Raw genomic sequence first — 16,481 nt, forward strand, 5'->3', positions numbered from 1 at the left:
AAGTTTAATTAATTGGCCAGTTGGGCTTGGATCTCATCTGGCGAGAGATTTTCTACTTCTTGTAATAGCCGAGCTATTTCGTCAATTTCTTCTGGTCGAGGTTGTTTTTCTGCAATGAGTTCAGCTAGTCCGGCTACTGTAGGAGTGTCAAAAATTAGGTTACGCAGAGGTAAGTCTACTTGGAAAATTTCACGGATGCGGGAAACAGTCTGGACGGCAAGTAAGGAGTGTCCTCCCAACTCGAAAAAGTTGTCATAAATGCCGACTTTTTCAATTCCAAGTAGTTCTTGCCAAAGATTGGCGATCGCTTGCTCAATCTCATTGCTAGGCGCTGCGTAAGCATTGGGCAAATTCCCTCTCGGATGGAGCAAAGAATCTGCCTGTTTTAAAGGTTCTGTTTGGCGGATAAATTTTAGTTCTTGCTGGTTAATTCTAGCTCGCAGATCTGTAGTGCAAACAACTATTCGCTCTACTTGACCGATGGATAAAAACTTTTGAAAAGCTTCTACACCTTCTTTAGGTAGTAGCGCCCATTCTGCTGTTGTTCCAGTCGGTGTCATTTGTCTTTCTTCCCAAAACTGCCAGCCTTCCCAGTTAATACTTATCCAAGGGATAGAGTTGGTTTGGTTGTGTTTGCGAACAAAGGCATCCATAAAGATGTTGGCGGCACAATGGGCAAAGAATCCGCCTACAAGAGAGGATATAGAAGATTGCAATACACAAAAATCAAGCTTGATTCCCTGCAATACTTTTTCTAAAACGAACAGTCCATTCGCTTTGGCTTGAAAGTGCCATTGGCATTCATTGATGGTTGTTTGTTGAATTGGGCGAAATGATTTTTCGTCATTTTTTTCGGCGGCGTAAATAACACCGTGAATCTCGCCAAAGCGCTCTAAGCTTAATGCGATCGCATGTTGCATTTGTGCTTCATTCGCAACGTCGGCGCCAATAAATAAAACTTCTGGACTTAACTGCTCAATCGCTTGGATTTTGCGTTGTCCCCATTCGTCTCTATCGGGAAAATCTGGATGCTCGATCAAGATTAATTTGGCACGTACAGTTTGCGCCAAATATTCTCCTAACATCAGACTAACATCGCCGAGCGCTCCGGCAATCAAGTAAACTCCTTGTTCCCTTAACTTGGCTGTTCCATCAATTGTTTGATTCAACCTCGCTGGTTCAAATGTTTCCACCCATCGATGTTTTCCTCGGTAAGCAACTATTGTTTCTGGTGCTTGTGCGGTTAGTTCTACTATTAGTTGGTCTGCCAGTTTGTTCGCTGCAATATCGTCGGAAATCGCAACATCAATAACTCGGCAGCGGATGTTTTGATATTCTTGGGGAATTACCTTACAGGTTGCTAGCACTGTAGCTTTTTCTGGACACAAATTTTCCTCGCCTGTTACGTCGTGTACGTTGTTTGTTACGACTGTAATTTGCAGCGGATGAGTCATTTTTTGTTGACTTAACGCTTGTGTCAAGTAAAGCAAACTGTAAAGCCCAAGATGCTGACATTGTTCAAAAAACTGCTGGGGCGATCGCGTCTGCGCGTTTGGTATGAGACTCCATAGATGAGCAATTGCATTTGGCACTTTACCCAGCATTTGCAGTTCCTTGAGTAAGGCTTCCCAATCATCCCGGTTTTGGGGATTAATTGTATAGAGATGCTGGCTAATTCTGTTAAACTGTTCTCCCACCATTACTGTAACAACATCGTGGCCTTGTTGTTCCAGCCGGGTTACAATTTGCGAACCCAGCCCAGATTCATCCACAAATACTAACCAGCACAACTGTTGTAAAGGTTGTTCGGTTTGTAAAAGTTCAATTCGTTTCCAGGAAGGTAGGTAAAACCAATCATAAACGTCAGGTTTTTTGCTGATTTTGGCGAGCAAATTACTGGAATTATTAGTTTTTTCTTTGGGTTCGATCCAGTAACGCTGACGTTCAAATGGATAAGTTGGTAATGGGACGCGGTAACGACGTTCTTTGGCATAAAAAGCAGACCAATCTATCTGCACGCCAGCCAACCAAAGCCGACCTAAAGTATTGAGCAAAAAGGCCAGATCCGATTGTAAATCTTGGGGATGGCGCATCGAGGTTAATACTATCTGTCCCTGACTCTGATGCTGTTTAGCAAAGGTACTCAACGTCCGTCCAGGGCCAATTTCTAGTAATATGCGCTCTGGCTGTTTGAGCAATTCGGCGATACCTGCTGCGAAGCGTACTGTTTGTCGTAGATGTTGACCCCAATAGTTGGGGTCAACTGCTTCTGCTGCGGTAATCCAAGTCCCGGTAACGTTAGAAATAAACGGAATTTTAGGAGATTTTAGGTTAACTTTTTTCACCTCTTCTGCGAATGTTTCGAGGATGGGATTCATCATCGCAGAATGAAAGGCATGGGAGGTATGTAACTGGCGACAGTTGATGTTTTGTGAGGTGAGACGATCTTGTAGGCGAGCGATCGCATGTTCTGCACCGGAAACCACGCACAAGCGATCGCTATTAATGGCAGCGATCGCAAGTTCATCTCCCAACAGCGGTTTTACTTCCGACTCTGAAAGCGAAATCGAGAGCATTTTTCCCGTCGGCAATTGTTGCATCAGTTGCCCGCGAATTGCTACTAACTTTAACGCTTCTTCTAGGGTGAAAACACCTGCAATAGTGGCAGCTACATACTCTCCAATACTGTGACCGATCAGTGCTTGGGGATGCACGCCCCACGCCATCCATAACTGAGCCAAAGCATATTCAATCGCAAACAGTGCAGGTTGAGTAATGGAAGTTTGTTTAAGTTGCTCAATAGCAGCTTCACTCTGTTCTTCGTTGGGGTACAATATGTGCCGCAGATCGAGTTTTAAGTGCGGTTTAAGCAATTCTGCACAGCGATCAATTTGCGCTTTAAATATCGGTTGGTTCTGGTAAAGTTCCCGACCCATATTAACGTACTGAGAACCTTGACCAGAGAACATAAATGCGATGGGACGCTTTATCTGTTCGTTAATTTGAGTCAAGATGCGTTGAGCATCCAAGGTTGAGATCGCCTTAACTGCATCGTCAATATTTTCGCAAACAAGTATCTGGCGATGCTCAAACATTTGGCGACCAACTTGAAGCGTGTAAGCGACATCAGCTAAGTTTAAATCGGGATGCTGTTGCAGGTAAGCAGCCAAATTTGCCGTTGCTGTTGCTAATGCCGAGCTTGTTCGAGCCGAGAGTATTAATAAGTGGTGTTTTCTCTCCTCTGGTTTTGGAGTTTCCTGCTGTTTTACTATCGGACTTTCTTCAAGAATAACGTGGGCATTAGTACCGCCAATCCCGAAAGAACTCACACCCGCGCGTCGGGGGGTGCCGTTTCTTTTCCATTCTGAGAGTTTGGTATTGACGTAAAAAGGACTGTTGGTGAAATTAATTTTAGGATTGGGTTGTTCAAAATGTAAACTGGGGGGAATTTGTTCGTTTTTGAGCGCGAGGACTGTTTTGATCAAACCCGTTACGCCTGCTGCTGCATCCAAATGTCCGATGTTAGTTTTCACCGAACCAATCGCACAAAATCCTCGTTTATTAGTGCTAGTACGAAACGCTTGGGTTAAAGCGGCAATTTCAATTGGATCGCCTAAAGTTGTTGCAGTTCCGTGAGTTTCAATATATGCGATCGCTTCCGGTTCAATCCCAGCTAAGGCGAGTGCTTGTGCGATCGCTGCACTTTGACCATCCACGCTGGGTGCTGTGTACCCCACTTTCCCTGCACCATCGTTATTGATGGCGAAACCTTTGATGACTGCATCAATGCGATCGCCATCTGCTAAAGCATCTTCTAACCGCTTTAAAACTACAATACCCGCACCATTACCAATTACAGTACCCCCAGCTTTAGCATCAAAGGCGCGGCAATGTCCGTCAGGAGATAAAATTCCCCCTTCTTGATAGAAATAACCAGCTTTGTGCGGCACAAATACGCTAACGCCACCCGCTAAAGCCATGTCGCATTGATAGTTCAATAAGCTTTGGCAAGCTGTACTAATAGCCACTAAAGAGGTCGAACAAGCGGTTTGAATATTAATACTCGGTCCAGTCAGGTTTAATTTGTAAGCAACTCGCGTTGCCAGAAAATCTTTATCGTTACCAATCAAAGTTTGATAACCACCAACTGATTCAACAAATTCGGGGTTTGAATGCAGGTTGTTAAACAGATAGCTGCTCCATCCCGTGCCAGCGTAAGTCCCAATTTGACCTGTATAAGTTTCGCTATTGTAGCCAGCATCTTCTAAAGCTTCCCAGGCGCACTCCAAAAACAGTCGATGTTGCGGATCTGTCATTGCAGCTTCTCTGGGATTAAAGCCAAAAAAAGCTGCATCAAACCACTCGATATCTTCTAAAATCGCCCCTGCTTTTACGTAATTTGGTTGATTCAAAACCTCCCGCTCTATCCCAGAAGCCACTAACTCTTCATCATAAAAACTAGAAATTGACTCGATGCCTTCTCGCAAATTATGCCAAAATTTGTCAATATTTTTCGCTCCGGGAAAGCGTCCCGCCATCCCGATAATAGCTATCCCTTCTATCTCTTGATTATTTTCCGTTCTACTCATTTTCTTTCTCTATAAATAGAAATTAACGCTACACCAAAGCAAGCTACATGCCTATTTCAGAAATAAGTTTCCGAGCTTTCATTAGTTGCTTTTGTTGATTGATTGCTGCTTTTTGTTTGTTAGATCTGGTGCGACTTTGTTCGAGGAAATGCTGTTCTTCATGCTTCTGGCTTAAATATTTCGCCAAAGAGCTAATTGTTGGATATTTAAATAATTCAACAATCTCTATATCTTCTTGCCAGATTTCTTCTAGTTTATTATGAACCTGAACCAGAAGTAAAGAATGACCGCCGAGATCGAAAAAGTTGTCATAAATTCCTACTTTTTCTAGGTGAAGTACTTCTTGCCACAAATTGGCGATGATTCGTTCTACTTGAGTTTGAGGCGACTCGTAAGCAACTGCCAATTCTGGGCGAATATTTTCTGGTATTGGTAGTGCTTGCCGATCTACCTTGCCGTTGATTGTGAGCGGCATCGCTGCCAAGGTCACAAAGGCAGAAGGTATCATATATTCGGGTAGTTTTTCCTTGAGAAAACTCCGCAATTCGCTAACAGAAATCGCCTCTTTTAACCGAGGAACAATATATGCAACCAAACGCCGATCGCCGGGAGAATCTTCTCTTGCTGCGATCGCTACTTCCTGCACTGCTGGATGTTGACCCAATACTGCTTCAATCTCTCCTAGTTCAACGCGGAAGCCGCGAATTTTCACCCCGTGGTCGATCCTTCCCAAACACTCTATTGTCCCATCTGGCAGGTAGCGAGCTAAATCCCCCGTTTTGTATAACCGCGCTCCTTCTTTTTCGCTAAAAGGATTAGTAATAAATCGCTCACTTGTCAAATCGGGACGATTGAGATATCCCCTCGCTACACCTGCACCACCGATATATAATTCGCCAGTAACTCCAATCGGTACAGGTCGCAGTTTTTGATCCAAAATATAAAGCTGAGTATTGGCAATTGGACGACCAATCGGAATCCACCCTGACTGATGCTGGTTTAATGGTACCCAATAAACACAACATCCAACTACGGTTTCTGTTGGTCCGTATTCATTCACCAACAAGGTTTCAGGAGCAGCATTTTGCCAAAAAGTAAGGAGCGACGCTGATAAATTTTCACCCCCGATAATGAAGGCTCTAGTTTTACCCGCCGCTGCTTCAGGAGATAATTGTTGACTGAGCAACTCTAATTGAGCAGGTGTAATTTTAATTAAACTAAAGTTCGAGCCTCGACGCAATGCAGCCGCGAGAGATTCGATGCTAAAACCTTCCGCTAGCAGTTCAACTCGACGACCTACCAACAAGGGTGAAAACAACCCCGTAATTGTCATATCGAAGGAAATAGAAGAGTGAACGATCGCTCCCTCTCCTTGCTCTACAGCATACGCTTGGGAACACCAGTTCAAGTAATTAGTCAACCCTCGGTGTTCGATTAAAGTGCCTTTGGGTTTCCCTGTAGAACCGGAAGTATAAATAACGTAGGCTAGGTTATCTACCGTTACCTGAGTGACGGGATTTTCTAGACTTGATTGGTCAATTTTCTGCCAATCTGTATCCAGACACACAACTAGGGAATTTTGAATTAAATTAATCGCATCTAATCCAGAATCAACTAGGTGCTGTTGGGTTAGCAGAACGGGTGCTTGCACCTCCTCCAACATGAATGCTAGCCGCTGTTTTGGATATGTAGGATCTAGCGGCACATAAGCACCACCAGCTTTCAAAATTCCTAACAATCCGACTAACATTTCGATAGAGCGTTCCACGCATATGCCAACTAGAATGTCTGGCTTAACACCTAATTTTTGTAGGTAGTGCGCTAGCTGATTGGCTTTTTGGTTGAGTTGTCGATACGTGAGTTGCCGATCTTGAAATACTACAGCGATCGCATCCGGCGTCCGCTCTACTTGTGCTTCAAATTGCTTGTGGAATAATTCAGCCTGGAGATCTTTTTCCCACTCCTGATTTGTTTGATTCCACTCTACAATTATCTGATATTCTTCATCTGCTGTCAACAAAGGTAAATCCGATATCCCCCGTTCTGGATTGACAACAATTCCCTCTATCAATGTCCGGAAATGCCCCAACATTCGCTCGATAGTAGCAAATTCAAACAAATCGGTGTTGTACTCCAAAGTTCCAACCAGTTCTTCCTCTCTTTCTTCCATAAACAGCGTCAGATCGAACTTCGCCGTCCCGTTATAACCAGGCTGGTAATTGAATGAAACATTCGATAAATTTGCATCCGGTATGGGGACATTCTGAAGGACGAACATCACTTGAAAAACAGGATTGTAACTCGGATCTCGCTCTGGCTGTAGTTCTTCTACTAACTTCTCAAACGGCATATCTTGATGAACGTATGCACCTAAAGCTATCTGACGCACCCGTGCTAATAACTCTCTAAAACTAGGTTCGCCAGAAAGGTCGCTTCTCAGTACTAAAATATTGACAAAACACCCAATTAATGTCTCTATTTCGCCTCGGTTGCGGTTGGCAATAGGAGAACCGACTAAGATATCTGTTTGTCCCGTATAGCGGTAAAGTAAGGTTTTGAATGCCGCCAGCAAGGTCATAAACAAAGTTGCGCCTTCCTGATGGCTCAAGTTCTTCAGTGCTTGGGTGAGGTATTGAGGTAAAATTAACTTAGCTTGAGCGCCGTTAAAGGTTTGAACAGGCGATCGCGCACGATCCGCTTTTAGAGTTAAAACTGGCAATTTTCCTTTTAATTGCTGTTTCCAATATGCAAGTAGAAGTTGAATATTTTGTTGTACCTGCTGCTGTTGCCAATAGGCAAAATCTACATACTGGATCGGCAGTTTGGGGAGTGGGGAGGGTTTTTCCTGAGAAAATGCTTCGTAAATTGCTGCCAATTCTTTGATTAAAATTCCAATTGACCAACCATCCGCCACAATGTGGTGCAGAGTGATGAGCAACGTATATTCTGTTTCACCTAAGCGCAACAATTTAGCGCGCAACAATGGTGCATGAGATAAGTCAAATGGTTGTTTCGCGAACTCGGTGGCTATATGTTCTACTCGCGCGTTACTCTCTAACACTTCAACTGCGAGGGTAAAGGTTACAACTTCTGCGATCGCTACCACAGGTTGTCCGTTTTCTACCACAAAGCTTGTCCGCAAAACTTCATGGCGTCTGATAATTTCATTCAGACTTTCTGCGAATGCTTTTTCGTTCAGTTTTCCTGCCAAATTAATCGCAATAGGAATGTTATAAGCAGGAGTGTTAGAAGCTAACCGATCGACCAACCACAATTGCTGCTCTTGAAAAGATAGCGGGTATTTGCCACTAGCATTGCGAATCTTGGCAAGCGGCTGTAACGACGTTCCTGTTGTCAGTTGAGCAATTAGCTTAGTTGCTAACTGGGCCAAAGTAAAGTCTTCAAAAAAGTCGGCTATCGATACAGAAACTTCAAGGTCAACTTCAATTCTGTTTTTTAATTCAAATACTTTTAAAGAATCAATTCCTAAAGCCGTTAGCGGTTGTTGGGGATTAATTTGTGATGGTGCTATTAACAATACCCGCGCTACCTGCTCGATTAAATACGCTTCTAAAAGTGGCTGACTCTCCCGTGTTGTGAGGTTTAAAAGAGCTTCGCGCTGTAATTTAGGTTCGTTTTCTGCAAAATTAATGCTTTGGAGGATGCTACTACCTATGTCCTCCAGTTCACCTGCAAGAAACGCTGCCTTAGTTGCCAGACGTTGAATTTTACCGCTAGAAGTTTTGGGAACACTGCCTGGTTTAACTAAAATTACACCATAGACTTGCACTTCGTATTCTTGCGCGATCGCATTCCGAATCGCTGCGGTAATTTTTTCAACGTTTGGTTTAGCTCGAAATTCCAATTCTTGCACGACTACCAACCGTTCTTCATTGTCAACCTCGACAGCAAAAGCGGCGGCACTATGCGATCGCAACCCTGCATGGCTGCGGTACGCTGTTAGCTCAATATCTTGCGGATAAAGGTTGCGACCTCGGATAATAATTAAATCCTTAGATCGACCTGTAATAAATAGTTCGCCGTTGTCTAAAAAGCCTAAGTCCCCAGTCCGCAAAAATGGCCCTTCACCTGTATCTGAAATATACGCATGAAAAGTTTGATTTGTTTCTGCAATCCTCTGCCAATAACCTTGACCTATACTCGGACCAGATACCCAAACTTCACCGACTTCATCTGGCAAGCAACGTGTTAAAGTTTGCGGATTGACGATGGCAATTTGCTGTTCTGGAATACTTTGACCGCAACTAACTAAAGAACGAACGTTCTGATTTTCAATCAAAGCATCAACAACGCGATCGCTCTCCAATCCCTCTACCCGCACCGTTTTAATTGCTGGCACCGCCTCTTTGACGACGCCGGAAACCATTAGCGTTGCTTCCGCCATCCCGTAACAAGGGTAGAAAGCTTCCCTACGAAAACCGCACTCGGCAAAAGCGGTGTAAAATCGCTCTAACGTATCGGATCGCACAGGTTCAGATCCGTTAAACGCGACGCTCCATGTGCTTAAGTCGAGTGTTTTTCGTTGTTCCGGTGTAATTTTTTGAACGCACAAGTCGTAGGCGAAATTAGGTGCGCCACTCGTCGTACCTCCGTAATCGGAAATAGCTTTCAGCCAACGATACGGACTCTGCAAAAAAGAAGCTGGAGACATTAATATGCACGGAAACCCACCATACAGGGGTTGCAAAATACCTCCGATCAATCCCATATCGTGGTAAACAGGCAACCACGAGACAAATTTGCTACTAGGGGAATGCTCCATCAGTTGGTAAGTCATGGCAGCATTGTGCATGAGGTTGCCATGAGTGAGCATGACGCCTTTGGGTGTCCCTGTAGAACCCGATGTATATTGCAGAAACGCTAATGTATCTGTTTTAACTAAAGGCGCTTGCCAATTTTCTTCTATGCCGTCAGGGATAATATCTGTTGTCAACCACTGTAATTGTGCCAAATTGAGCAGGGGTTGTACTTTAGACATAATAGTTGTTGTGCAAAGAGCGATCGCGGCTGTTGCATCTTTCACAACTGCCTGTATTCTGGGCGTATTGCGTTGATTGCGCGGCGGATACGCTGGAACTGCAACTACTCCAGCGTAAAGACAGCCAAAAAATGCCGCCAGATAATCGAGTCCGGGTGGATAAAGTAATAAAGCACGTTCGCCGCTTAATTTTTTTGACTCTAGTATTGCTGCGATCGCTTTTGCTTTTGCATCCAACTGTTGATAAGTCAGGCGTAAAAACTCGGTTTCTTTATCTTGCAGAAAAATATACGCTGTCTGTTCTGGCTGCGCTTGCGCCCTGTGGCGTAACAGTTCTACTAAAGTGGCGCAACAGTAGGGAAGTTCCGACAAGTCATTGTAACGATCGATCATCGCCTTTAAGCACCCCATACATCTGACGTAATTCAATTCCATCCGCGTCGTTGGTGGAAAAAAAATCAGCCAACGACTATAAGCTTTAAAATCCTGACGCTGCGGACAGTCCAGTAAATCTGGTTGACATTAGTACAATTTCTCCTCAGCTGAAAATTACTGCGTTGAGCTAACCGGACACGACAGTTGATGTAGTTAGCCAGAGGATTGAGGCTATTGCATCCGAGCATTTGAGACGCGATCGCTGCTTGCGATCGCGCAGATTTAGCCCTGATGCAATTTGTAGCAGCTTTGACAGTTATTCACATTAGCATACTGCAAATTTATGTCAATACTATTCTATAACTTTTTCATCATTAGCAATTACCAGTAGATATCTTATAGCAACTAATCCACTGGTACTTGCCTTGGACGGAGGGCAAAATGGCTATTTTGCGTGCTACATACCATGAATGTTGTATATTTACAAGACTACAGCAGCGTATTACGCAAAGTAGTTAATGAATTTTATTTTCATTAAGTTTTGATTGACTAACGCTTTTTTTCTGTAGTTTAATTAAGAGTCTTTTGCATCAAGCTCTCAGTACTATCCCTAACGACTGAGTACAGATGAACTAATAGACCGCGATTAAATTAGACCAATTGTGTGTGAGAAGCAGTGAACAGACAACAGCAATTACTCAACAGCCTTGCACTGGCTGGAGCAGTATCAGCGCTAGTGGCAACACCAGCACGAGCCGAATTCGCCGAAGTGACCGCCGTTCGGATCAACCAGACGCCGAGCGGTATCGAGATCGTCTTAGAAACAAAAGATGGAAAACCGCTGCAAGCCTTTAGTGCCAGCTCTGGTCAAACCCTAATTACCGACATCATTACCACTCGGTTACGTCTACCAGGGAGCGACATTTTTCGCGCCGACAACCCAGCGCCGGGGATTCGTTCGGTACAAGTCACCTCACTCGATGCCAACAGTATCCGCGTTAAAGTCATCAGCGAAGCAGGCGTACCAACAGCACAAGTACTTACTCGCGATGGAGCTTTAGTACTCAGCTTGAGTGCCGCTCCCGGTACAACAGCCGTGCGACCAACACCAGGAATGGTACCAACAACTCCCAGCCAAGAACCCGGTGCAGTAGTGCCGCCAACGGAACCAACCCAACCACCGACTCAACCCGGTGTAGTATTATCGCCAGTCCAACCAACCCAACCATCAACCGAGCCTGGTGCAGTGGTACCGCCAGGGGAACCAACACCGCCCGGAGGAGAACCCGGTGCTGCAATACCCCCCGTCCAACGAACACAGCCTGGACGAGAACCCGGTACTACAATACCGCCAGAACCAGCAACTCCAGGGGTTCAGCCTTCCAGAGAAGAGTCAATTGAAGTGACTGTGACTGGTGAGCGACTTTCAAGATATCAAGTACCTTCCGCCTCAACGGCGACAAGGACAGATACGCCGACACGCGACATTCCCCAAACAATTCAGGTAATTCCTCAGCAGGTGTTGGAAGATCAAGGAGCTACCCAGCTTAGCGATGCGCTTCGTAACGTTCCTGGCGTCGCTCCAGATAACAGTGCTTTGACTATTTTTGGCGATGCCTTTAAAAGCCGAGGCTTTTCCAGCGGTCGCGATTACTTCACAAATGGCGTTAGAAATGCGTTCGGCGGCTTCAACCTCAATCAAGAAACAGCTAACATCGAACAAGTTGAAGTCCTCAAAGGCCCTGCTTCAGTACTTTACGGACAGGGGGAACCGGGCGGCATCATAAATCTTACGACAAAGCAACCCCTACGAGATCCTTTTTATTCCGTCGAACTGACCATTGGCAACTTTGATTTTTATCGACCCACAATCGATATCTCAGGCCCGTTAAATGCCGATAGAACCGCTCTTTACCGTTTGAATGCCGCGTATCAAAACTCTAACACTTTTGTTGATTTCTTAGATTTAGAACGATATTTTGTTGCTCCAGTTGTTAGTCTTCAACTTGGTCAAAATACAACCCTGAGTTTTGAAGGTCAGTATCAGCGTGACAATCGACTAGACTACGCTGGTTTACCAGCTGCTGGCACGATTTTGCCAAATCCTTTTGGGCGAGTACCCATATCCCGATATTTGGGAGATCCAACTAGAGAAGATCAAATTCGCAGCGTTAGTAGTGCTGGATATCGCTTGGAACACCGATTCAGCGATAACTTGAGGCTGCGAAATTCTTTTAGAGCAGAATTGCTCAACATTGATGAGGATGTAATTTTTACCAACAGCCTTCTAGAAGATAACAGAACAGTCAGTCGCGGTGCATTCCGCAATAACCTAGATGCACAAAACTACGCCCTGCAAACTGATGTTATCGGCACGGTTCGGACTGGCATTGTCAAGCAAGAACTTTTAGCGGGTGTGGAACTACGGCGAACCGATCAAGATTTGGAATTATTCAACGCAGATGTGCCATCGATTGATTTGTTTGACCCGGTTTATGGAATTCCTCGCCTCTCGTACACTCTCTCCCAAAGAACTTTCGATCAACAAAATCTAGTCGGCGTTTATTTGCAGAATTTAATTTCAATCGGAGACAGCGTAAAAATTCTCCTGGGTGGACGCTATGACTGGGTTGAACAACTAACGGACAATAAGATAACCGACGAATCTTTATCCCAAGAAGACACAGCCTTCAGTCCTCGCGTTGGTATTGTTTATCAACCGATAGAACCAGTTTCCCTATATGCCAGTTACAGTCGTTCCTTCGCACCATCTTTTTCAGTTGGTACCAGAAATGCGGACGGAACACCGTTTGAACCGACTACTAGCCAACAATTTGAAGTAGGTGTGAAAACCGAACTTTTAAACGGAAGGCTTTCGGCGACGCTGGCGGCGTATCAAATTACCAAGCAAAATATGACTACTATCGATCCGGAACGACCGCAATTTAGTATCCAGGTTGGCGAACAGCAAAGTCGAGGAATCGAGTTCAATGTAGTTGGGCAAATCCTACCAGGATTTAACATCATTGCTGGTTATGCTTTCACCGACACGGAAATCACCAAAGACAATAGCGGTAACGAGGGCAATGAATTTAACAACGTACCGCGACACAGCGGCAGTTTATGGGCTACTTATGAAATTCAATCAGGAACTTTCCGGGGTTTAGGATTTGGAGCCGGGGTTTTTGCAGTTGGCGATAGAAAGGGAGACTTAGCTAATACTATCGAGTTGCCCAGTTATCTGCGAACCGATGCAGCGATTTATTACAGAGGCGACAATTGGCGAGCAGCTTTGAATTTCAAAAACTTGTCTAACGAGAGATACTTTGAGAGTGCCACTTTCAGAGATGGAGTTTATCCGGGCGCACCTCTGACTATCCAAGGCACGTTTTCAATCAACTTTTAAGTGGTTAAATTGCTGTTATCTTTAATAGGAGAACAGCAATGCTGAAGGTATTGATTTTGGGAGTAAATTCCAATGAAATTACGTTATTTTTCCTTATTTTTGCACCGATATGCAGGGGTGATGACAGGAATATTACTGGTGATTATCTGCTTAACTGGTAGCGTGCTAGTTTTTTCAGAAGAAATCGAGCGCTTGCTAAATCCAAAGCTATTTTATGTCACTCCCCAAAGTCAGCAAATATCGGTACAGAGGGTAGTCGATACTGCTCAAAAAGCTTATCCAGAACTCAAGCCACAGCGAGTCTTGGTTCCCCAAAAACCTAATGAAACTTACACGGTGTTAATGACCTCACCGCAGGAGCGATTTACCGATGTTTTCATCAACCCTTACAACGGTAAAATCCTTGGTTCTCGCCCTTGGGAACAGACTCTTTATGGTATCTTGCTCGATCTACACGTAAAACTCTTTGCTGGTGACACTGGTAAGACAGTTGTGGGGATCTATGGCTTGTCGCTATTGTTTTTGAGTATCACTGGAATTATTTTATGGCCTGGATGGAGAAAGGTTGCTACTGGCTTTCAGATTCGCTGGAAATCTCCGACAATACTGGTTCATTACGATATCCACAAAGTTGGAGGAATCTTGTCAGTCGTGTTTCTGAGTTTAATTACCTTCACAGGGGTAGCAATGATTTTTTCGACTCAGTTTGAATCAGCAGTTTACTCGATGGTTGGTACGCCGCCACAACTGGGCGAACCCACATCCAAGGTTGTAGCTGGCGTGCCTTCTATGAGTGTGGATGGACTGCTAAAGAAAGCCTCGTTAGCTTTACCGGGAACAAGAACTTTCAAGTTTTATCCAACAAAAAATACCCAAGATCCATTTGTTGTGTGGATGATATTTCCTCAAGAAAAAAATGAGTTTAACAAACATCTCTACGTTTATCTCGATCAATACACAGGTAAAGTCTTGCAGATTGATGACCCCCGAAAAGCAACGCTGGCAACCCGGATTTTGGATGCACAGTATATCCTGCATATAGGCAGCTATGGTGGGCTGCCAATGCGAATTCTGTATGCATTTATCGGCTGTGTAGTCGTTGTTTTACTTATCACTGGCTTGGCATTGTGGCGACGACGACTGTGGTTAATAGCTCGTCGCGTTGAGGCAATACGTCATAGGCAAAAAGTTTCTGTTCAAACTGACCATTTTTGAACGGGACTTATATCATGTCCACTTGCATCGGCATCCCACGCAAGGGGCGGGTTTATAAATATAATTCGCTTACTATCAAACGTTTTGGGTAAAACCCGCCCCTACAACACCATTACAGCGGGTTGCACTCGGTGATGGTACATGAGGGAGACTCAAGGGGACAAGGGAGACAAGCGAGACAAGGAAGACAAAGGGAGTAGAAGAAATTTTTTCTCCATCTTCCCTTGGAGATGCTGTACCTCACTCGCAATCCGCTGTAATTGTTATAACAACTGTTGAGAATGACTACAGCGTAGAGCTAGCAAGAATTTAAGACATAAAATTAAAACTTTGGGGTAGTGGGGGTCGCACGTTCAAATCGTGTCGCTCCGATATTAAAACAAACAACAGCCAGAAACCCTATTGGCAAAAGAATAGGAAGATTCACTCTGGAGGCCATAGCATCTCTAGAGTGAGTCTTTTTTTGTCTGCATATTGCTTTTTGGCTATCAGGTGGCTATCATATGGTAAAGCACTACTGATTATAGCTAAATGGAGAATAGCTATGGCTGCAAATCAGGCTAAAGCAGTTAAGGGTGCGGTAGGGGTCGAGGTATTCAGAAATAAGCTGCGGTTAAGATTGCCACGTACTATTGTAAAAGAAGGTAGCCGCTACATAAGCACAGGACTAGAGAACTTACCAGAGAACTTTAAGAAAGCACAGATAACAGCGTGGGAGATTGAATCGGATATTAGTAACGGAATCTTTGATGCTACGCTCCAAAAGTATCAACCACAGAAGCATCTAGCAGTAGTGTTACCCATCAAGCCGAAAACAGCACTAAAGTTAGATGAGTTATGGGAACAGTTCACAGATTACAAAGCTCAGTTAATCGAACAAACAACTATTAAGACAAACTACAAACGCATTAAAAACACAATTGAATTGTTTCCCAGTAAGAATATAGAAGATGCAGTAGCAATTCGTGATTGGTTGCTAGCTAATAAGTATACTTATACTGCCAAAGTAATTCTTTCCCATCTATCAGAATGCTGTGATTGGGGCGTACAAAGTCAGTTAATTCATAGCAATCCTTTTCAGGATATGGCTATAAAAGCTACTAATACTAAGCAAACAGAAGATATTGACCCTTTTAGCGCAACTGAACGAGATGCAATCGTAGAAGCTTTCCAAAATGACCGTTATTACAGTCATTACACCAATTTTTTACGGTTTTTATTTATGAATGGATGCCGTACTGGTGAAGCAATAGCTCTACGATGGAAAGATATTAATCCTGAAATGACCCAGATTACATTCTCTGAATCTTTCAGTAGCCATTTTAAAATTCGGAAAGGTACGAAAACACATAAATCTCGTAAATTACCGATGGCTCAGTTAAAAGGATTGCTACAATCAATTAAACCTCAAGATTGTACAGCTGAAACATTAGTATTTCCATCTCCAACAGGCAAAGAAATAGATGGTCATAACTTCCTTAATCGTGCTTGGAAAGGTTACAAGAATCGACACGGTAAGTTTATTCCTGGTATTGTTACTCGTCTAGTTACCGAAGGCAAGGTAGAACGTTACCGTTGTGTGTATAATACCCGTCACACCTTGATTACAACGGCGTTAGAAGCTAACGTGAGTGTCATTCAAGTGGCTAAGTGGGTAGGGAACTCGCCTGAGATAATCTTGAAGCACTATACTGGTACGCTACAACAAATACAAGTACCTGAGTTCTAGAATAACAATCACCTAAATTACCGTTTGAGGATAATAGAAATACAACTGCTATCCTTTTTTATTTCGGAAAGGTGACGTGGGCATAACCGTACTCTAATATACTGGGATAACGCCCATTTTTTGGTTTCCAACTATTACGGTTTAATGCTGAGTTTGCTAGAATTGTAT

General features: G+C 43.9%; 5 protein-coding genes. 3 read left to right on the forward strand and 2 right to left on the reverse strand.

What is annotated here, in order from left to right; translation table 11 throughout:
* Positions 1 to 8: 8 nt before the first annotated feature.
* Entirely contained in the window at positions 9 to 4,589 is a 4,581-nt protein-coding gene (locus tag ACE1CM_RS45940) for a beta-ketoacyl synthase N-terminal-like domain-containing protein (RefSeq protein WP_374886318.1), read from the reverse strand.
* Between the two features lie 43 nt (positions 4,590 to 4,632).
* The gene (locus ACE1CM_RS45945) at positions 4,633 to 9,981 is read right to left on the reverse strand and encodes an amino acid adenylation domain-containing protein (protein ID WP_374886319.1); all 5,349 of its coding nucleotides are present in this window, start codon (positions 9,979 to 9,981) and stop codon (positions 4,633 to 4,635) included.
* Positions 9,982 to 10,639: 658 nt separating this feature from the next.
* Here ACE1CM_RS45945 and ACE1CM_RS45950 point away from each other — a divergent pair.
* The 3 genes from ACE1CM_RS45950 to ACE1CM_RS45960 all read left to right on the forward strand — a co-directional run bounded on the left by ACE1CM_RS45950 (position 10,640) and on the right by ACE1CM_RS45960 (position 16,313).
* Positions 10,640 to 13,369 (forward strand): TonB-dependent siderophore receptor, encoded by a 2,730-nt coding sequence (locus ACE1CM_RS45950; RefSeq protein WP_374886320.1) that lies wholly within the window; start codon positions 10,640 to 10,642, stop codon positions 13,367 to 13,369.
* Positions 13,370 to 13,441: 72 nt separating this feature from the next.
* The gene (locus tag ACE1CM_RS45955) at positions 13,442 to 14,584 is read left to right on the forward strand and encodes a PepSY-associated TM helix domain-containing protein (protein ID WP_374886321.1); all 1,143 of its coding nucleotides are present in this window, start codon (positions 13,442 to 13,444) and stop codon (positions 14,582 to 14,584) included.
* Positions 14,585 to 15,128: 544 nt separating this feature from the next.
* Positions 15,129 to 16,313 (forward strand): tyrosine-type recombinase/integrase, encoded by a 1,185-nt coding sequence (locus ACE1CM_RS45960; RefSeq protein ID WP_374886322.1) that lies wholly within the window; start codon positions 15,129 to 15,131, stop codon positions 16,311 to 16,313.
* Positions 16,314 to 16,481: the final 168 nt, after the last annotated feature.

Origin of the sequence: Microseira sp. BLCC-F43 (assembly GCF_041929235.1) — a bacterium.
Classification (GTDB): domain Bacteria; phylum Cyanobacteriota; class Cyanobacteriia; order Cyanobacteriales; family Aerosakkonemataceae; genus Microseira.